Source organism: Bradyrhizobium sp. AUGA SZCCT0169 (assembly GCF_018130085.1).
GTDB lineage: Bacteria > Pseudomonadota > Alphaproteobacteria > Rhizobiales > Xanthobacteraceae > Bradyrhizobium.
Map to the genome: position 1 here is coordinate 154427 of NZ_JAFCMC010000008.1, position 18620 is coordinate 173046.

The window sequence follows — 18620 nt, forward strand, 5'->3', positions numbered from 1 at the left end:
ATTGTTACGAAGGCGACTACCCGCATCTCTTCACCGATGGGCCGCGGCGCATGGGTCCCGGCCTTCGCCGGGACGACGCTGCTTGTTTTTCGCGCGCGATACCGTCACACTCCACGCAACGAAAATAAGACTCGACGGGAGAAAAATGTCCGCCACACAAGCGCCGGCAAACCTTGCCGAGATGGTGCGCGAGCGCGCCAGGAGCCGCGGCAATGCGCTGGTCTATGAATTCGAGGGACGCCAGACCAGCTTCGCCGAATTCGACATCAAGACCAACCGCGTTGCGAATGCGCTTGTAGCGCTCGGCGTCAAGCCGGGCGAGCGCATCGCCTATCTCGGCAAGAACAGCGACATCTATTTCGAGCTCCTGATGGGCGCGATGAAGGCCAATGTGGTGATGGCGCCGGTGAACTGGCGGCTGGCCGGGCCCGAGGTCGCCTTCATCGTCGCCGATTGCCGGGCGCCGGTGCTGTTCGTCGGACCGGAGTTCATCACGCAAGCCCGCAACATCAAGCCGCAGCTGCCTGACCTTCGCACCATCATCACCACCGAAGGCGGCGCGCCGGAATGGCCGGATTTTACGGCGTGGCGCGATGCGCAGAGCGGCGATGACCCCAAGGTGCCGATCAGCCCCAAGGACGTCGCGATCCAGCTCTATACGTCGGGCACGACAGGCAAGCCGAAGGGCGCGATGCTGTCGCATGCCAATTTCCTCAACCTGGTGCAGACCGGCAGCGAGGCCGAGAAGCCCGACTGGAACAAATGGTCGACCGACGACGTCTCGCTGGTGGCAATGCCGATCTTTCACATCGGCGGCTCCGGCTGGGGCGTGATGGGGCTCTATCATGGCGCCAAGGGCGTGATCGCGCGCGAGTTCGATCCCACCAAGGTGCTGGATTTCTTCGAACAGTCCGGCATCACCAAATTGTTCATGGTGCCGGCCGCGATGCAGTTCGTGGTGCGGCAGCCGCGCGCGCGGCAGGTCGATTTCTCGCGGCTTAAATACATGCTCTACGGCGCCTCGCCGATACCGGCGGCGCTGCTGAAGGAATGCATCGAGGTCTTCAAATGCGGCTTCGTGCAGATGTACGGCATGACCGAAACGACAGGCACTATCGTGGCGCTGCCGCCGGAGGACCACATCGAAGGCCTCGACCGCATGCGCTCGGCCGGCAAGGCGCTGCCCGGCATCGAGCTTGCTATCCTCGACGCCGACGGCACGCGGCTGCCGGTCGGTGAAGTCGGCGAGATCGCCACGCGTTCCGGCTCCAACATGGTCGGCTATTGGAACCTGCCGGAAGCCACCGCCAGGACGCTCGACCGCGACGGCTGGCTGCGCACCGGCGATGCCGGCTATATGGATAAGGATGGCTATCTCTACATCCACGACCGCATCAAGGACATGATCATCTCCGGCGGCGAGAACATCTATCCCGCCGAAGTCGAGAGCGCGATCTGCGATCACCCTGACGTCGCCGAAGCTGCTGTCATCGGCATCCCCGACGACAAATGGGGCGAAGCGGTCAAGGCGATCGTGGTGATGAAGCCCGGCAAGCAAGCTACTTCCGCCGACATCATCAACTTCACCCGCGAACGCATCGCCGGCTTTAAGACGCCGAAGTCGGTGGATTTTCTCGAAGCGCTGCCGCGCAATCCGTCGGGCAAGATTTTGCGACGGAATTTGCGCGACCCGTATTGGACGGGGAAGGACCGGCAGGTGAATTGATCCGTCATTGCGAGCGCAGCGAAGCAATCCATATCGCGGCATAACGGATGGATGGATTGCTTCGTCGCTAACGCTCCTCGCAATGACGGAAGCCCTCAATGCTTCCCCGCCCCCATATACCCAAACAGGAATCCTGCGACCTTGCGCTTCTGGATTTCCTCGCTGCCTTCGGTGATGCGGTAGCGCCGGTGGTGGCGGTAGATGTGTTCGAACGGTTTGTGGCGCGAGTAGCCCATGCCGCCATGGACCTGCATGGCGCGGTCGGCGGCTTCGCAGCAGAGGCGATTTGCCCAGAAATTGCACATCGAGACCCGGTCGGAAAGCGTGTGCTCGACCTCGGCCTGGGTCAGCTTGTCCATCTCCCACGCGGTCTTGCGGATCAACAGCCTCAGCATCTCGGCTTGCGTGGCCAGTTCCACCAGCGGCCACTGGATCGCCTGGTTCTCGGCCAGCGCCTTGCCGAACGGCTTTCGCTCGCGCGCGTATTTAACGCTTTCGTTGATGCAGTAGACCGCGGCGCCGAGCGAACTCGCCGCCTGCCGGATCCGGTTCTCGTGCACGAAGCATTGCGCCAGCGACAGGCCGCGGCCGACCTCGCCGAACAGCGCATCGTCAGGCACGAACACGTCGGTAAAGCTGACACGGGGGTGATCGGTCGGCATGTTGAAGGTCCACATATACTCCTCGACCTTTACGCCTTCAGCTTTGGCCGGCACCAGGAGGCAGGTGATGCCGCGCGCGTCGCCGTCATCGCCTGAGGTGCGGGCGAACAGCGCACAATGCGTCGCCACATGCATGCCCGTGGTCCACATCTTCTGGCCGTTGACGATCCAGCCCTTGACGTTGTCACGGGTCGCCGGCACCGCCCTTGTTTCCATATGCGTGGCGTCGGAGCCGTGCTCGGGTTCCGTGAGGCCAAAGGTGATGCGGTACTTTCCGGTGATCGAACCGTCGATCATCGCCTTCTGTTCGTCGGTCCCGTAGCGGTCGAGCATGGTCACGATCGGCAGATTGCCGACGATCGAATGCTCGTTCTGCAGATCGTTGTGCAAGCCCAATCCCTGGGATGCAAAGTGCTCGCGGATCACGGCCATCCAGAGGTTGGAACCGTCCTTGCCGCCGTAGCGTTTCGGTATCGCGAAGCGCAGATGGCCGGCGGCGTCTGCGAGGTTTTTCGCCTTGCGCAGCAGCGCTTCCCATTCATGCCGCGGCAATCCGCCCTTGTCGAAATCGGTGCGCGCCCATTCGCGGCGATGGTCGAAGAAGCGGATGTTGTCGTCGGCCTCTTCCAGCGGCTTGATCTCGCGCGCGATGAACTTGTCGAGTTCGTCGAGGTAAGCGACGAGGTCGGCGGGCAATGCAAAATCCACGGCGGTCTCTCCCGAAAATGTCGTTTATTGTGTTTAGTGGCTAGCCGGACCAGGCGGCGCATGTTCGATTAAGGTTGGAATACCCTGGCCAAGTCAAGCAACGGAATATCGCTTGTGACGCGCGGCTCGCTTGCGTAATTGAATGGGTTCCGGCGGCTGGCACCGCGCTATTATTCCTCGTCACAGAAAAACAGCGGGAGCGAACATGGATCTGAAATTCTCGAAAGTGACTCGCAAGGGTCCGATCACCATCATCACGTTGAACCGCCCCGAAGTGTACAATGCGCTGCATATCGATGCGCATTTTGAACTCAACAAGGTGTTCGACGATTTCTCCGCCGATCCCGGCCAGTGGGTGGCGATCGTCACCGGCGCCGGCGACAAGGCGTTTTGTGCCGGCAACGATCTGAAATGGCAGGCGGCCGGCGGCAAGCGCGGCTGGGACAAGGGCGGCTTTGCCGGCCTCACCTCGCGCTTTGACTGCGACAAGCCGATCATCGCCGCCGTCAACGGCGTCGCGATGGGCGGCGGGTTCGAGATCGCGCTGGCCTGCGACCTCATCATCGCTTCCGAGAACGCGACCTTCGCGCTGCCCGAACCGCGCGTCGGCCTCGCCGCGCTCGCCGGCGGCGTGCACCGGCTGCCGCGCCAGATCGGCATGAAGCGCGCCATGGGCATGATCCTGACCGCGCGCCACGTCTCGGCGAAAGAAGGTCTCGAACTCGGCTTCGTCAACGAAGTCGTCCCCGCCGGCGAAGCGCTGGCCGCGGCCGAGCGCTGGGCCGAGACCATTGCCAAGAATTCGCCGATGTCGATCCGCGCCTCCAAGCAGGCGATCCAGAAGGGCATGGCGGTCTCGCTGGAACAGGCGATCGCCGAGCAGCGCGAATATCCGGCGGTGAAGGCGATGGCGGCCTCGCAGGATTACATCGAGGGACCGAAAGCGTTTTCGGAGAAGCGCGCGCCGAAATGGCTGGGGAAGTAAGCTCTCGTGTCCCGGACGCGGTGCAGCGCTCTTGCGCTGCTCCGCAGAGCCGGGACCCACAGTGCCGCAGATGTACCCCGGCTCTGCAGCGCACCGCTTCGCGTGCGCCGCGTCCGGGGAACGAACGTTCTCACTTCGACCCCAACTCCCGCTTGTACGACGCATAATTCGGCTGATCGACGGCAAGCTTGTCCATCGTGGTCTGCCAGAGATGATCGGCCAGCCCCGGCGTTTGCAGATCTACCTCGCCGTTTGCAATTTTATCCGACAGCGCGCGGTTGAGGTCGAGCAGCGCACCGTCGATGCCGAGCAGTTGCTTGAGCCGCGCGGCTTCTGCGCTATCGCCATCACCTTCCAGCGCCAATTGCCGCGTCACCAGATCGAGGCCGTTGATGGCGACGCGGAGCTTGAAGGCGTTGTGGCCCTTGATGGCCGGCGTGATCTCGTTGCGCAGAAAATCCGCGACCGCCTTGATCAGTTCGGTGGGTGTCGGTTCATCCTGCATCTTATTTCCCCCTCGGGGCCAGCAGTCTCAGCAAATCGATTTCGGTCTCCGACGAACGCCGCCCGATCATCGCGCGCTCCATCGAATGATCGGGGCCCTGGCGAAACCGCTGCATCATGCCGCAGCACATGATGCCCCAGCGCAGCGTGCCCATCACTTCCCAGAACATCACGCGGTCGGGATCGGCCTTGCGCCCGGCCGCCTCATAGCCGGCGAACAGATCTTCGCGCGAACCAAAGCCCCCGACCGGCTTGTCGATCTCACCAAAGCGCCAGGAATTGACGCAGATCCAGCCGAGATCCTCCATTGGATCGCCGAAATGCGCCAGCTCCCAATCCAGCACGGCGCGGACGCCGTCGGGCCCGATGATGAGGTTGCCGTGGCGGAAATCGCCGTGCACCAGCGTTACTTCCTTGGAAGGACCGGGATCGCGTTCGCGCAGCCAGCGCAGCGCCAGCTCGAACACCGGACGCGGCCGGCCAAGACTGCGATACTCGCGATCGAGATCGGCGATCTCCTTTGTCGCCGTCATCTCGCGCAGCTTTGGCAGTTTTGCCGCCGGCAAGCCGTGGATGCCCGCGACCACCCCACCAAGCTGGCGCGCCAGCATCGGGCGCGCCGGTGCGAATTGTTCGTCGCGCAGAATTTTTCGCGCGATGGTTTCGCCCTCGATGCGTTGCATGATGAAGCCGGTGCCGAGTTCGTCCTCGGGCTTCAGGACATGCATCACGCGCGGCGACGGCAGGCCGGCATCGTGCGCCAGCTGCATCAGCGTCGCCTCGGCATCGAGCCCGGCGGCGCGGCCGGGTGATGCGCCATAACCCGGCGGCGCGCGGCGCAGGATCGCGCCGACATTGCCGCTGGGATGAACGATGTCGAACGTCCAGGTCTCCTGGCTGGCGCCGCCGGAAAGTTTTGCCGCGCCAGTGACGCCGGTCGCGCCCGGATACCAGGCGGCGACGCAGCGTCCGAGTTCGGCCTCGATCATTTGCCCTTGAACTTGGCTGGACGCTTTTCAAGGAACGCGGTGACGCCTTCCTTGAAATCTTCCGCCGAGCCCGCGATACGCTGCGACTCGAACTCGAGGTTGAGCTGTTCCTCGAAGGAGTTTTCCGGGCTGTCCCAATAAAGCTTGCGGATCAGTGACAGCGCGATCGTTGGGCCATTGGCGAGGTCGTGCGCCAGCTTCATCGCCTCTTCCATCAGGACCGCATCGTCATGGACGCGGTTGACGAGCCCCCATTCCAGCGCCTTTTCCGCCGGCAGCCGCTCGCCCATCAGCGACAATTCCACCGAGCGCGCCTTGCCGATCATGCGCGGCAATAGCCAGGTCGATCCGCAATCCGGCACCAGGCCGATGCGGCGGAACGCCTGCAGGAAATAGGACGAGCGCGCGCACAGGATCATGTCGCCCATCAGCGCAAAGCTCATGCCGGCGCCGGCGGCCGGGCCGTTGACGGCGGTCACGAGCGGGCAATGAAGCTTGCGAATGCGCCGCAGGAAGGGATGGAAGCCAGTTTCCAGCGAGGCGCCGGCGTTGCTCTTGCCGGGCTTCTGATTGTTGCGGCCCTGCAAATTGGCGCCAGTGCAGAAGGCACGGCCGGCACCGGTCAGCACGACGCAGCGCACTTGCTCCTTCTTGTCCTCGATCTCGTCGAGCGCATCGGCAAGCCCGCCCAGCATGTCCATGGAGACCGCGTTCATGACCTCCTGATGATCAAGCCTGAGAACGGCGACCGGGCCATCGAAATCGAGCGTGACGTGCTTGAACTGCATTGTTTCCTCATGAGTTGTGTTTACGCGCTATCAGGCTGCGCGATGGGCGGATGTGTTGCTTGGGCCCATATTTGATTTTCCTGATCGGCTTGTCCATGGTTGAACGCGAACATCTGCCCGCCACCGGGCGCACGACTTGAGGAAACATTCATGAGCATTTTCGATCTCTCCGGCCGCGTTGCCGTCATCACCGGCGGTAATGGCGGCATCGGCCTCGGCATCGCGCAGGCGTTGAACGCCGCGGGCTGCACCGTTTCGATCTGGGGCCGCAACGCCGACAAGAATGCGAGCGCGGCAGCAAGCCTCGCCAAGGGTCCCGGCAAGGTCGATACAAGGATCTGCGACGTCAGCGATCCCGCCTCCGTCAAGGCCGCGATGAAGGCCACGCTGGATACACTCGGCCGCGTCGACGGTTGCTTTGCCAATGCCGGCATCGGCGGCGGCGGACGGCGCGCCTTCATCGACCGTACGGAGGAAGAGTGGCGAAAAATGTTCGCGACCAATCTCGACGGCGTCTTCCACGTGTTCCAGGCCGCCGCCCGCCACATGACCGAGCGCGCGGAAGCCGGCGACAAGTTCGGACGGCTGGTGGCGACCTCGAGCCTGGCGTCGCTGTTCGGCACCGCCCGCAACGAGCACTACGCCGGCACCAAGGCCGCGCTGAACGCGCTGTGCCGCGCGCTCGCCGTCGAACTCGCCCGTCACGGCGTGACGGCGAATGCGATCCTGCCCGGCTGGATCAAGAGCGACATGACGGCGGGCATCATGGCGAACGACAAATTCGTCGCCAACGTGATGCCGCGCATTCCAGTGCGCCGCTTCGGCGAGCCCGCGGATTTCGGCGGCATCGCGGTGTACATCATGAGCCAGGCCTCGTCGTATCATACAGCGGATTGCTTTGTGATCGATGGCGGGTATACGGCGTTTTGAGGGTGGACGTGGCGAAGCTCTCTACACTCGTCGTCCCGGCGAACGCCGAGACCCATACTCCGCGGCGGATGTTGTTTGCAGAAGGTCTCCAACGCCAGCGCTCCAATTGATGGGCCGCGGCGTATGGGTCCCGGCTCAAGGCCGGGACGACGAAAATTATTCTCGCGGCGCAATGCGCCCGAGCTTTGCCCGAAATTCCTTGCCCTCTTCAAACAGAGGGCGCAGGGAAGACCGGGTGCGCGCTGCACCCGCGGTCCCGTGTGCGGTTTGCACTAAGTAGGCTGCACACGAGCATACAGGGCAGCGGAGAACACCCGGCCTTCCCTGCGCAATGGCTTTACGGCTTATGCCGTGCTCTCCCCGGAGACGAGTTCTTGATTGACTCCGTCGCTGTCGTTTCCGCTCGCGCTTCTCCGACAGCTTGACGCCGGCAACGGGCGCCAGGACCACACGGTTTTGCCGTACGCTTAATCCACGCCATCGTCAGGCGTGAACCAGCGTCCACCGCATCCCGCCGCGCGTTCGTGACGTGCGCACGCCCCTCTTGTCGGGCGGGACGCGACAATTCAAACCGCTGATTTGCCCGACGAGGGAAGCGGAATTTTGCCCGTCGGGTTAATTTGTCGCAGCAGCCCACCCACCGTCACTCCCCGATGCGCAATTGCGCATCTGAGGGCGATGCGCAGCATCGAGCCCGGAATCCATCGGGCGACAGTCCATGCGGGCTGATGGATTTCGGGCCCGCGCCAAGTGGCGCGTCCTCAGATGCGCAATTGCGCATCGGGGAATGACGAGGTGAGAGACGTTACGCGCTCACCCCCACGGGCCGCGCGAGGCCGAGGGGCGGCCCCACGGGCCGCGGCGGGGCGTGCTGCGACCGGCACCAGCGGAAGCCGTGCCGCCCGCGCCCAATTCCGCCGCGAGCTGCTGCAGGGCGGCGATGCGGTTCTCGGTCGAGGGGTGCGTCGTGAACAGATTGTCGACGCCGTGTCCCGACAGCGGGTTGATGATGAACATGTGCGCAGTTGCCGGATTGCGCTCGGCCTCCACGTTCGGCACCTGGTGCGCCGCGCCGGCAATCTTGGACAGCGCGGAAGCGAGCCACATCGGCTGACCCACGATGCGCGCGCCGAGATCGTCGGCGGCGTATTCGCGGGTCCGGCTGATCGCCATTTGCACCAGCATGGCGCCGAGCGGCGCCAGGATCATCATCGCGATCGAGCCGATGATGCCGGGGCCGTGGTTGTTGTCGCGGTTGCCGCCGAAGAACGCGCCGAACTGCGCCACCATCGAGATGGCGCCGGCAATGGTCGCGGTGATCGTCATCAGCAACGTGTCGTGGTTCTTGATATGCGCGAGCTCGTGCGCGATCACGCCGGCCAGTTCCTCGCGGCTGAGCGACTGCATCAAGCCGGTGGTCACGGCAACCGCCGCGTTCTGCGGATTCCGGCCGGTGGCGAACGCATTGGGCTGCGCCTCGTCCATCACGAAGACGCGCGGCATCGGCAGGCCGGCGCGCCCGGCAAGCTCGGCCACGAGGTTGTAGAGGTCGGGCGCGGTTTGCCGGTCGACCTCATGGGCGCCGTACATCGACAGCACCATGCGGTCCGAATTCCAGTAGGCGAAAAGATTGGTCGCGGCGGCGATCACAAGCGCGATCATGGCGCCGCCGGCGCCGCCGATCAGATAGCCGACGCCCATGAAGAGGCCGGTAAGACCGGCCAGGAGAATGGCAGTCTTGAAATAGCTCATTGTTGTCTCCCTGCCGCCGCGGCGGCATGCCGTGGCAGACATGAGAGGATGTATGGAGCCTACTGGCCTCCCTTCAAGAAGCCATGGTGCGTCGAGGCGCCGCGGATTACCCGGATGTAATCTGGCGGATAGCGGACGGAATCGATTGGTTAATGGCTTGAGCCATCCAGCGGGTATTCTGGCGAATTAGTGATCCAGCCGAGGTTCCCTTGGTGGCCGGAACGTGAGAAAATGCACGGGTGAAAATATCGTTCCACCTTTCCCGGCTGCTGGCGATCTTCGTGATCGCAGGGCTCGTGTTTGCGCCGCTTTCCCGGCCTGCGAATGCGGGCGGCGGTATGGCCATGGCTGCGCCGGTGGCGGCGGAGATGTCTGAAATGGCCGCCGACATGCCATGCTGCCCGGACAAATCCGTGCCCATGGATTGCGACCAGTGCCCCCTGATGGCGCTCTGCATGGTCACGAATTTTCAGGTGCCGTCGCCGGCCGGAATGATTGAAGTCCGGCCCGTCACGGTCCGGCTGCTGGTGCCGGGCAGCGATCCCGAAGCGGATAGCCTCGGCCAACATCCCCCGCCAAGACCTCCCCGACTCCTGGTCCATTCGGCTTAACGCCTGACGTCGTGCGGCGCTTTGATGCGCCCGTGATCCATGCCGCTCACGCGGCAGATCCAGGACAATCGAGGATATAGAAAATGAAGACGTTCACCCACGCGCGCGCCTTGCGGGCCGCGCTGATCGCTGCCGCCATCGGCGGCGCAAGCACGGCCGCGCTCGCGGACATCAAGGACTACAAGTTCGAACTCGTCGATCAGACCGTCCAGGCCGGACCCGACAAGACCATCACGGTTCGGCTGATGAACACGAAAACCGGAAAGCCGGTACCGGATGCCGTCATCTTTGCCACCCGCCTGGACATGGCTCCGGACGGCATGCAGGAAATGGCGACTAAGCTCACGCCGGTGCCGGGTGCCGAGCCAGGTACCTATAAGTTCAAGGCGACATTCGGCATGGCCGGCCGCTGGCAGCTTTCGCTCGGCGCGAAGGTCCAGGGCGAGACCGGTACCGTCGACAACAAGCTTGTCATCACGGCACAGAAATGAACCGCGCCGTCATCGCAAGCGCCACCGCCGTGTTGATCGCGGCGGCGGGTGCCGGGCTCGTCCTCGCCGGCGCGCAGGGACTGCCCGCGCGCGCCATCGCCATGATCACGCGCGCTGCGGCCGACGAGAGCCGCGCGCCGATCTATTTTCAGGACCCGGACGGCAGACCGTCGTATTCGCTGACGCCGAAAAAGACGCCCGACGGCCGCGACTATCGCCCCGTTCCGGCCGGAGCCGACGTCAGCTTCGATGAGGAGGCTCCCGAGAAGACAACGCCGGCGGCGTCCGCCGGCGGCGCTGATCGCAAGATCAAATACTACCGCAACCCAATGGGACTGCCGGACACCTCCCCTACCCCCAAGAAGGATCCGATGGGGATGGATTACATCGCCGTCTATGAGGGCGAGGACAGCGATGACGGTTCGGTAAAATTGTCGCCGGGAAAAATCCAGCGCACCGGCGTCAGGTCCGAGCCGGCGGTGCCGCGCACCATCCGCAGCACGATCCACGCGCCGGGCACCATCCAGCTCGACGAGCGCCGCGTCTCGGTGATCGCGATGCGGGCCGAAAGCTACCTGCAGAAGATCGCCAACGTCACCACCGGGAGCCGCGTCGCCAAGGGCCAGCCTCTGATGGAAGTCTACAGTCCGGCGATATCGTCGGCTGCGGCCGAATACATTTCGACTATCAACTCGAAGGCCATCAGTGGCGACGCGGCCTATGGCAAGGGTTCACGGCAGCGGTTGATGAATCTCGACGTGCCCGAAGCGGCGATAACGGCAATGGAGAAAAGTCGGACGGTCCCGATCGGGATCGAGTGGACGTCGCCGCGCGACGGCATCGTGCTCGAACGCAACGCCATCGAGGGCGCGCGCGCACAGCCGGGCGACGTTCTATTCCGGATCGCCGACCATGCTTTGCTCTGGGCCATCATCGACGTCGCCGAACGCGACATGGGGATGCTGACGGTGGGGCAATCGGCGACCGTCAAGGCGCGCGGCTTTCCCGGCCGCACCTTCACCGGGACAATCAGCGTCATCTATCCGCAGATCAACAAGGAGACGCGCACCGGGCGCTTGCGAATCGAGCTAGCCAATCCCGACCTGGTGCTGATCCACGACATGTATGTCGAGGCCGAAATCGACATCGGCAATTCCACGCCGGTGCTGACAATCCCGGAGAGCGCCGTGATGGACACCGGCCGGCGTCAGGCGGTGTTCGTTGACAAGGGCGAAGGCCGTTTCGAGCCGCGCGAAGTCAAGCTCGGCCATCGCGGCGATGGTTATGTGGAGGTACGGGACGGCGTCAGCGAAGGCGAGCCGGTGGTGGTTTCGGCGAACTTCCTGATCGATGCGGAGAGCAATCTGAAGGCCGCGCTGAAAGGTTTTGCCGACGGAGCGCAGCCATGATCGCCCGCCTGATCGCGTGGTCGGCGCGCAATCTGCTGCTGGTGCTGTTCGGCGCCGGTTTCGCCACCGCCGCCGGCCTCTATGCGCTGGCGCATCTGCCGCTGGACGCCATTCCCGACCTCTCCGACACCCAGGTGATCGTCTATACCGAGTATCCCGGCCAGGCGCCGCAGGTGATCGAGGATCAGGTCACCTATCCCCTCACGACAGCGATGCTGACGGTGCCGCGTTCAAAGGTGGTGCGCGGGTTCTCGTTCTTCGGCGTGTCGTTCGTCTATGTGATCTTCGAGGACGGCACCGATATCTACTGGGCGCGCTCGCGCGTGCTCGAATTCCTCAACAGCGCTTCGGCGCGCCTGCCCGCGGGCGTGACGCCGACAATGGGACCGGACGCCACCGGCGTCGGCTGGGTCTACCAATACGCCGTGATGTCGAAAGAGCTGAACCTTTCCGACACCCGCGCGATCCAGGACTGGAATCTGAAGTTCGCACTTGCCAAGGCCGAAGGCGTCGCCGAGGTCGCCAGCGTCGGCGGCTTCGTCCGGCAATATAACGTCGTGCTCGATCCGCAGCGCATGCGCGACCTCGGCATCACCATGCCCAAGATGCGCGACGCCATCCGCGCCAGCAATGCCGATGTCGGCGGCCGCACCGTCGAATTGTCCGAGTTCGAATACGTCATTCGCGGCAAGGGCTACATCAAGGGCATCAACGACCTCGGCAATATCGTGCTCAAAAGTAGCGGCGGCACGCCGGTGCTGCTAAAAGACGTCGCCCGCGTCGAGCTCGGCCCGGACGAGCGGCGCGGCATCACCGAACTCAACGGCGAAGGCGAAGTCGCCAGCGGAATCGTGCTGCAGCGTTTCGGCGTCAATGCGCTGGACGTGATCCAGAACGTCAAGAAGCGGATTGCCGAGATCGCCAGCAGCCTGCCGAAATCGGTCGAGATCGTCGCGGTCTACGACCGCTCGGACCTGATCAACGCCGCGATCGATACGCTCAAGCGCACCCTGTTCGAAGAGAGCGTGATCGTCGCCCTCGTCTGCATCGTGTTCCTGCTGCATGTGCGCAGCGCCCTGGTCGCGATCCTGATGCTGCCGGTCGGCGTGCTGATGGCGTTCGGCGCCATGAAGCTGCTTGGCCTCGGCTCCAACATCATGAGCCTCGGCGGCATCGCGATCGCGATCGGCGCCATGGTCGATGCGGCGATCGTGATGATCGAAAACGCGCACAAGCATCTGGAGCGCGCCGAGCCCGGGCGATCGCGCATCGATGTGCTGATCGAGGCGGCGTCACAGGTGGGGCCCGCGCTGTTCTTCAGCCTGATGATCATCACGGTGTCGTTCATGCCGATATTTACGCTGGAATCGCAGGAAGGCCGGCTGTTCAGCCCACTCGCCTTCACCAAGACCTTTGCGATGGCCGCGGCGGCCTTGCTGTCGGTGACGCTGGTGCCGGCGTTGATGGTGATCTTCGTGCGCGGCAAGATCATTCCCGAGCACAGGAACCCGATCAACCGCTTCCTGATCTGGGTCTATCGTCCCGTCATCAAGGCCGTGATGCGCGCCAAGGTGCTGGTGATCCTTCTGGCGGTGGCCGCGCTCGCCGTGACGGTCTGGCCGGCGCGGCAGCTCGGCACCGAGTTCATGCCGAACCTCAACGAAGGCACTTTGCTCTACATGCCGACGACACTGCCCGGCATATCCGTCACCAAGGCCGGTGAATTGCTGCAGACCCAGGACCGGATCATCCGAAGTTTTCCGGAGGTCGCTTCCGTGTACGGCAAGGCCGGACGCGCCCTGACGGCGACCGATCCCGCCCCCTCCGAAATGTTCGAGACCGTGATCAATCTCAAACCAAAGGCGGAATGGCGGGCCGGCGTCACCGTGGAGAGCCTGACCGCCGAGATGGACCGGGCGCTGCAGTTTCCCGGCGTTTCCAACGCCTGGACCCAGCCGATCAAGGCGCGCATCGACATGCTGTCGACCGGCATCCGGACGCCTGTTGGCGTCAAGGTGATCGGCACCGACCTCAACGAGATCGACCGGCTCGCAAAACAGATCGAACAGGTGCTCAAGGCGGTGCCCGGCACGTCATCGGCCTATGCCGAACGCGGCATCGGCGGCTATTACCTCGACGTCGTCCCCGACCGCGCGGCACTGGCGCGCTACGGCATCATGGTGCAGGACGTCAACGACGTGATCGCGACCGCGCTTGGCGGCCAGACCGTCACCACGACCGTCGAAGGGCGCCAGCGCTTCGGCGTCAACATGCGCTATCCCCGCGATCTGCGCGGCGATACGCAATCGATCATCCGCGACGTGCTGGTGCCGATGCCGGGCGGCGGCGCGGTGCCGCTCGGCGAAGTCGCCAAGGTCGCACCGTCGCGCGGGCCGACCTCGATCCGCACCGAGAACGGGCAGCTCGCGACCTACATCTATGTCGATATCCGCGACCGCGATATCGGTGGCTACGTCGCTGACGCGCAGGCTGCCGTAAAGGCCAGCATCGAATTTCCGCCGGGCGCCTATGTGATGTGGAGCGGCCAATACGAGTATCTCGAACGCGCCACGGCGCGGCTGAAGATCGTGGTGCCGGTGACGCTGATGATCATCTTTCTGCTGCTCTATCTCAACTTCCGCTCGCTGACCGAAACCATGATCGTGATGCTGTCGCTGCCGTTCGCTCTGGTCGGCGGGCTCTGGCTGATGTGGTGGCTGGGCTTTAATCTATCGGTCGCCGTCGTCGTCGGCTTCATCGCGCTTGCCGGCGTCGCCGCCGAAACCGGCGTCGTGATGCTGATCTATCTCAACCAGGCGCTCGACGAGATCCGGGCGCGCCGGGCGGCCGAAGGCCGCGCGCTGACGAAGCAGGACCTTTACGATGCGATCATGGAGGGCGCCGTCGAGCGGGTGCGGCCGAAAATGATGACGGTCGTCGCCATCATGGCGGGGCTATTGCCGATCATGTGGAGCACCGGCACGGGCTCCGAAATCATGCAGCGCATCGCGGTGCCGATGATCGGCGGCATGATTTCATCGACGCTGCTGACCTTGATCGTGATTCCTGCGATCTATGCGCTGGTCAAAGGCGCGCGGCTGGAGCGGGTCCGCAGCCCGGCGATGAATCTCAATGGCAAGCCGGGCGAGGCCGGAATATGATGTTGGCCCCGCAGGGCGAAGGAGGACGCGATGGAAAGCGAAAGCCGCCAGGCGCACTGGGAGAACGTCTACGCCAGCAAAGGCGAGAACGAGGTCAGCTGGTTTCAGGAAAGCCCTGCCCCGTCGCTGGCGCTGATCGCCGAGATCGGGGCGACGCCTCATTCGGCGATCATCGACATCGGCGGCGGCGCGTCACGGCTGGTCGATCACCTCATCGATCAGGGATTTTGTGACGTCACCGTGCTCGATCTATCCGCGGCGGCATTGGAGGCCACCAAAGCCCGTCTCGGCGAACGCGCCTCACGCGCGCATTGGCTTGTGGCGGACGCCACCACATGGCAGCCGTCGCGGGCGTATGACATCTGGCATGACCGGGCGGCGTTTCACTTTTTGACCGAGGAGAGTGACCGCGCGAGCTACATCGCACGGTTCAAGCAGGGTTTGAAGATCGGCGGCCACGCCATCATCGCGACCTTCGCGCTGGACGGACCCGAGAAATGCAGCGGCCTGCCGGTGATGCGTTACGATGCGGCGCGGCTCCGGCAGACGCTGGGATCGGGGTTCAAGCTGCTGCAAAGCCAGCGCGACGACCATGCCACGCCCTGGGGATCGCACCAGCTTTTCCAGTTCAGCGTCTTTCAGCGCGTCGAGTAATTCTGACGGGACTTTGATGAACGCCCACCGGCGGCACTATTAAGATTACGACGCACAGCAGGAGATCTTCATGAAAGCCATTGCCAACGCCATCACCATCCTCGCCCTCGCTTCGACCGCCGCAATGGCGCAGTCGCCCTATGCGGGGATGCAGGGCCGCTCGATCAAGGCACTGTCCGCGCAGCAGATCGATGATCTCAGGGCCGGCAGGGGCATGGGCCTGGCGCTGGCGGCCGAACTGAACGGTTACCCCGGTCCGATGCACGTGCTGGAATTGTCCGACAAGCTGGCGCTGTCGGCGGCGCAGAAGCAACGGATTCAAACACTGTTTGAAACAATGAAAGCGGAAGCGACACCGATCGGTCTCAGCCTGATCGAACAGGAACGCGCGCTCGACCGGCAATTCGCCAACCGTTCGATCACATCAGACGCGCTGAGGGAAGCGACGACGAAGATCGGCCAGACGCAGGCGGAACTGCGCAACGCGCATCTGAAATATCACCTCGAAACGGCGCAAATCCTGTCTCCCGATCAGATGAAACAATATGCCCAGTTGCGGGGATACGCATCCGATTCCCCGGCGCGGCATCACCGCATGCATTAGCGGCAGGGCGCTGCGCGCGGACCCTCGTCCCGCTTGTGCAGGGACCGCGCTGGCGTCTAGATTGCGGCCCAACAGGCGCGTTCCAAAGATTATCCGCAGAATGGAAAACGCCGCATGGGAGGACCCTGATGAAGCACGCCTACATCCCGCGAACGACGACCTACAACCTCAATCCGGGCGAAGAGCTCAACGATCTCCGGATGTCGGATGAGGTCCGTCCGCTCTACGAGCACGTCAAGAAATTCATCCGCGAGACCGTCGACCCGATGTCGGTCGAATTCGCAAAGCTTGGCGAGAAAAAGACCGACCGCTGGAGTTTTACGCCGGAACAGCTGGCCTGCCTGCAGAAGGCCAAGGACAAGGCCAAGGAAGTCGGCCTGTGGAATTTCTTCCTGCCCGATGACGAGACCGGCCAGGGCCTGAAAAACCTCGACTACGCCTATATCGCGGTTGAGCTGGCGAAAAATCCGATGGCGTCGGAGACCATGAACTGCTCGGCGCCCGACACCGGCAACATGGAAGTGCTGGAACGCGTCGGCACCAAGGCGCAGAAGGAAAAGTGGCTGAAGCCGCTGCTATCAGGTGAAATCCGTTCGGCCTATGCGATGACCGAGCCGAATGTCGCCTCCTCCGACGCCAAGAACATCTCGACCTCGGCAAAGCTCGTCGGCGACGAATGGGTGATCAACGGCGAGAAGTACTACATCTCCGGCGCCGGCGATCCGCGCTGCAAGATCATGATCGTGATGGTGAAGACCAATCCCGACGCCCCGCCGAGCAAGCAGCAGTCGCAGATCCTGGTGCCGATCGACACCCCCGGCGTGGAGATCCTGGGCCCGATGCACGTGTTCGGCCACGACCACGCGCCGCGCGGCCACATGCATCTGCGCTTCAACAATTGCCGGGTGCCGAAGGAAAACATGCTGCTCGGCGAAGGCCGCGGCTTTGAAATCTCGCAGGTCCGCCTCGGGCCGGGCCGTATCCATCACTGCATGCGCACCATCGGCAAGGCCGAGAAGGCGCTCGACCTGATGGTCCAGCGCGGCCTGACCCGCGAAGCCTTCGGCAAGAAGATCGCCCATCTCGGCGGCAACATGCAGATCATCGCGCAGGCGCGCTGCGAGATCGAGGCGATGCGGCTGATGGTGCTCAAGGCGGCCAAGGCGATGGACGTGCTCGGCAACAAGGAAGCGCGGATCTGGGTCAGCATGGTGAAAGCCATGGTGCCCGAGCGCACCTGCAAGATCATCGACCAGGCAATCCAGATGCACGGCGCCACCGGTATTTCGCACTGGAGCCCGCTCGGCGAAATGTACCAGGACGTCCGCCACCTGCGCTTCGCCGACGGTCCGGATGAGGTGCACTGGATGGTGGTGGGCCGGCATGAACTGAGCATGCCGTAGGATCTTGCTTCGTAGGGTGGGTTAGGCGAAGCCGTAACCCACCTCTTTTGTCGAACGCAAACGGTGGATTACGCCTTCGGCTAATCCACCCTACGGCCTGTCGATCGGAAATCCCCATGGAATACGCCCCCGAAAACCTGCAGCCGCGCGAGCGCTACAAGCTGCTCGCCGGATTCGTGCTGCCGCGGCCGATCGCCTGGGTAACTTCAGTGGGCCCGACCGGCGTGGTCAACGCCGCGCCGTTCAGCTTCTTCAATGTGTTCTGCGAGGATCCGCCGCTGTGCATGTTCGCGGTCAATCTGCGGCCCGACGGGCGCGTCAAGGACACGCTGGTCAACATCCAGCGCACCGGCGAGTTCGTCGTCAACCTCACCGACGAGCCGCTGGCGCGCGCGATGCACGATTCCAGCGGCGACTTTCCGCCCGATGTCGGCGAGCCCGGCTATCTCGGCCTGAAACTTGCGCCCTCGACCCGGGTCGCGGCGCCGCGGCTGGCCGATGCGCCCTGGGCGATGGAGTGCAAGATCTGGAAGACCATCGACGTCAATGGCGATCGCACGCTGATCATGGGCGAAGGCATCAATTTCTACATCCGCGACGAATTGTGGGATACGCAGACCATGCGCGTGCACATGGAGCGCTACCACCCGATCGGCCGCATGTTCGCCGACCGCTATTGCCGCACCGACGACCGCGTCGTGTTCCCGCCGGCGCCGGAACTTCCGGCGAAGTAGCGCGTAATTTCGTAGGGTGGGTTAGCCACCGGGTCGCGCGAATGCGCGCCCGATGATAAACTCCGCGTAACCCACCGCCGATGCGGAACGAAGATGGTGGGTTACGGCTTCGCCTAACCCACCCTACGCACCGATACTGGAGTTCGCATGACCGACCATTTCCGCGACAACGAAACCAGCAGCCGCTTTGAGCTCGACGTCGACGGCGCCATCGCCTTCGTTACCTACCGCAAATCGCCTGATACGATCACGCTCGAACACACCGTGGTGCCGCCGGAGCTCGGCGGCAAAGGCGTCGGCTCAAAACTCGCGCGGGCGACCCTCGAAGCGGTACGGGCGCAGGGACGCAAGCTCACCGTCGAATGCGAGTTCATCCAGGGCTATATGAAGAAGCATCCGGAAGATAACGACTTGCTGGGCACGGCTTCGTAGGGTGGGCAAAGGCGCGCTTGCGCCGTGCCCACCATCTTCATTCGAAACTCGGTTGAAATGGTGGGCACGCTTCGCTT

The 18620-nt window shown here is 63.6% G+C and carries 17 protein-coding genes; 12 read left to right on the forward strand and 5 right to left on the reverse strand.

Annotated features, from left to right (window positions below; genetic code table 11):
- Positions 1–145 precede the first annotated feature (145 nt).
- Positions 146–1726: a fatty acid--CoA ligase gene (locus JQ609_RS12515; RefSeq protein ID WP_212273639.1), complete on the forward strand. Its 1581-nt coding sequence runs from the start codon at positions 146–148 to the stop codon at positions 1724–1726.
- A gap of 95 nt (positions 1727–1821) precedes the next feature.
- On the opposite strand, the gene JQ609_RS12520 is transcribed toward JQ609_RS12515, so the two are convergent.
- On the reverse strand, positions 1822–3096 hold the full coding sequence (locus JQ609_RS12520) for an acyl-CoA dehydrogenase family protein (protein ID WP_212273640.1): 1275 nt from the start codon (positions 3094–3096) through the stop codon (positions 1822–1824).
- A 205-nt stretch (positions 3097–3301) separates the two neighbouring features.
- Here JQ609_RS12520 and JQ609_RS12525 point away from each other — a divergent pair, with 205 nt between their 5' ends.
- Entirely contained in the window at positions 3302–4081 is a 780-nt protein-coding gene (locus tag JQ609_RS12525) for an enoyl-CoA hydratase-related protein (RefSeq protein WP_212205065.1), read from the forward strand.
- 130 nt (positions 4082–4211) lie between these two features.
- On the opposite strand, the gene JQ609_RS12530 is transcribed toward JQ609_RS12525, so the two are convergent.
- Genes JQ609_RS12530 through JQ609_RS12540 form a run of 3 tightly spaced genes read right to left on the reverse strand, consistent with a single transcriptional unit; the run spans position 4212 to position 6362 of the window.
- The gene (locus JQ609_RS12530; RefSeq protein ID WP_212273641.1) at positions 4212–4586 is read right to left on the reverse strand and encodes a DUF6285 domain-containing protein; all 375 of its coding nucleotides are present in this window, start codon (positions 4584–4586) and stop codon (positions 4212–4214) included.
- Position 4587: 1 nt separating this feature from the next.
- Complete coding sequence (locus tag JQ609_RS12535; protein ID WP_212273642.1) at positions 4588–5574, reverse strand: phosphotransferase family protein; 987 nt, start codon at positions 5572–5574, stop codon at positions 4588–4590.
- Positions 5571–6362 (reverse strand): enoyl-CoA hydratase/isomerase, encoded by a 792-nt coding sequence (locus tag JQ609_RS12540; RefSeq protein WP_212000646.1) that lies wholly within the window; start codon positions 6360–6362, stop codon positions 5571–5573. The genes JQ609_RS12535 and JQ609_RS12540 overlap by 4 nt, the downstream gene beginning before the upstream one ends.
- 150 nt (positions 6363–6512) lie before the next feature.
- Between JQ609_RS12540 and JQ609_RS12545 the strand changes: the two genes are divergently transcribed.
- On the forward strand, positions 6513–7292 hold the full coding sequence (locus JQ609_RS12545) for an SDR family NAD(P)-dependent oxidoreductase (protein WP_212273643.1): 780 nt from the start codon (positions 6513–6515) through the stop codon (positions 7290–7292).
- Between the two features lie 813 nt (positions 7293–8105).
- On the opposite strand, the gene htpX is transcribed toward JQ609_RS12545, so the two are convergent.
- Positions 8106–9044: a zinc metalloprotease HtpX gene (gene htpX, locus JQ609_RS12550; protein WP_212273644.1), complete on the reverse strand. Its 939-nt coding sequence runs from the start codon at positions 9042–9044 to the stop codon at positions 8106–8108.
- Positions 9045–9283: 239 nt separating this feature from the next.
- Here htpX and JQ609_RS12555 point away from each other — a divergent pair, with 239 nt between their 5' ends.
- The 9 genes from JQ609_RS12555 to JQ609_RS12595 all read left to right on the forward strand — a co-directional run bounded on the left by JQ609_RS12555 (position 9284) and on the right by JQ609_RS12595 (position 18543).
- Entirely contained in the window at positions 9284–9655 is a 372-nt protein-coding gene (locus JQ609_RS12555) for a hypothetical protein (protein ID WP_212273645.1), read from the forward strand.
- An 83-nt stretch (positions 9656–9738) separates the two neighbouring features.
- Entirely contained in the window at positions 9739–10146 is a 408-nt protein-coding gene (locus JQ609_RS12560) for a FixH family protein (RefSeq protein WP_212210717.1), read from the forward strand.
- Complete coding sequence (locus tag JQ609_RS12565; protein WP_212273646.1) at positions 10143–11555, forward strand: efflux RND transporter periplasmic adaptor subunit; 1413 nt, start codon at positions 10143–10145, stop codon at positions 11553–11555. Before JQ609_RS12560 ends, JQ609_RS12565 begins: the two co-directional genes overlap by 4 nt.
- Positions 11552–14716, forward strand: a complete 3165-nt coding sequence (locus JQ609_RS12570; protein WP_212273647.1) for an efflux RND transporter permease subunit — start codon at positions 11552–11554, stop codon at positions 14714–14716. Before JQ609_RS12565 ends, JQ609_RS12570 begins: the two co-directional genes overlap by 4 nt.
- Positions 14717–14746: 30 nt before the next feature.
- Positions 14747–15370: a trans-aconitate 2-methyltransferase gene (locus JQ609_RS12575; protein ID WP_212273648.1), complete on the forward strand. Its 624-nt coding sequence runs from the start codon at positions 14747–14749 to the stop codon at positions 15368–15370.
- 70 nt (positions 15371–15440) lie between these two features.
- Positions 15441–15974 carry a Spy/CpxP family protein refolding chaperone gene (locus JQ609_RS12580; protein ID WP_212273649.1) on the forward strand — a complete coding sequence of 178 codons (534 nt, stop codon included), beginning with the start codon at positions 15441–15443 and terminating at the stop codon, positions 15972–15974.
- Between the two features lie 125 nt (positions 15975–16099).
- Entirely contained in the window at positions 16100–17377 is a 1278-nt protein-coding gene (locus JQ609_RS12585) for an acyl-CoA dehydrogenase family protein (protein WP_212273692.1), read from the forward strand.
- A 116-nt stretch (positions 17378–17493) separates the two neighbouring features.
- A complete protein-coding gene (locus tag JQ609_RS12590; RefSeq protein WP_212032306.1) occupies positions 17494–18111 on the forward strand; it encodes a flavin reductase family protein in 618 nt (205 codons plus the stop codon).
- Positions 18112–18258: 147 nt separating this feature from the next.
- Positions 18259–18543 (forward strand): GNAT family N-acetyltransferase, encoded by a 285-nt coding sequence (locus JQ609_RS12595; RefSeq protein ID WP_212210704.1) that lies wholly within the window; start codon positions 18259–18261, stop codon positions 18541–18543.
- The last annotated feature ends 77 nt before the right edge of the window (positions 18544–18620 follow it).

What these genes read in the sequence shown, in the direction of transcription:
- JQ609_RS12570 (WP_212273647.1), top strand. Translation starts at nt 11,552, where the DNA reads ATGATCGCCCGCCTGATCGCGTGGTCGGCGCGCAATCTGCTGCTGGTG.
- JQ609_RS12565 (WP_212273646.1), top strand. Translation starts at nt 10,143, where the DNA reads ATGAACCGCGCCGTCATCGCAAGCGCCACCGCCGTGTTGATCGCGGCG.
- JQ609_RS12540 (WP_212000646.1), bottom strand. Translation starts at nt 6,362, where the DNA reads ATGCAGTTCAAGCACGTCACGCTCGATTTCGATGGCCCGGTCGCCGTT.
- JQ609_RS12580 (WP_212273649.1), top strand. Translation starts at nt 15,441, where the DNA reads ATGAAAGCCATTGCCAACGCCATCACCATCCTCGCCCTCGCTTCGACC.
- JQ609_RS12560 (WP_212210717.1), top strand. Translation starts at nt 9,739, where the DNA reads ATGAAGACGTTCACCCACGCGCGCGCCTTGCGGGCCGCGCTGATCGCT.
- JQ609_RS12535 (WP_212273642.1), bottom strand. Translation starts at nt 5,574, where the DNA reads ATGATCGAGGCCGAACTCGGACGCTGCGTCGCCGCCTGGTATCCGGGC.
- JQ609_RS12590 (WP_212032306.1), top strand. Translation starts at nt 17,494, where the DNA reads ATGGAATACGCCCCCGAAAACCTGCAGCCGCGCGAGCGCTACAAGCTG.
- JQ609_RS12595 (WP_212210704.1), top strand. Translation starts at nt 18,259, where the DNA reads ATGACCGACCATTTCCGCGACAACGAAACCAGCAGCCGCTTTGAGCTC.
- JQ609_RS12525 (WP_212205065.1), top strand. Translation starts at nt 3,302, where the DNA reads ATGGATCTGAAATTCTCGAAAGTGACTCGCAAGGGTCCGATCACCATC.
- JQ609_RS12530 (WP_212273641.1), bottom strand. Translation starts at nt 4,586, where the DNA reads ATGCAGGATGAACCGACACCCACCGAACTGATCAAGGCGGTCGCGGAT.
- htpX (WP_212273644.1), bottom strand. Translation starts at nt 9,044, where the DNA reads ATGAGCTATTTCAAGACTGCCATTCTCCTGGCCGGTCTTACCGGCCTC.
- JQ609_RS12575 (WP_212273648.1), top strand. Translation starts at nt 14,747, where the DNA reads ATGGAAAGCGAAAGCCGCCAGGCGCACTGGGAGAACGTCTACGCCAGC.
- JQ609_RS12515 (WP_212273639.1), top strand. Translation starts at nt 146, where the DNA reads ATGTCCGCCACACAAGCGCCGGCAAACCTTGCCGAGATGGTGCGCGAG.
- JQ609_RS12545 (WP_212273643.1), top strand. Translation starts at nt 6,513, where the DNA reads ATGAGCATTTTCGATCTCTCCGGCCGCGTTGCCGTCATCACCGGCGGT.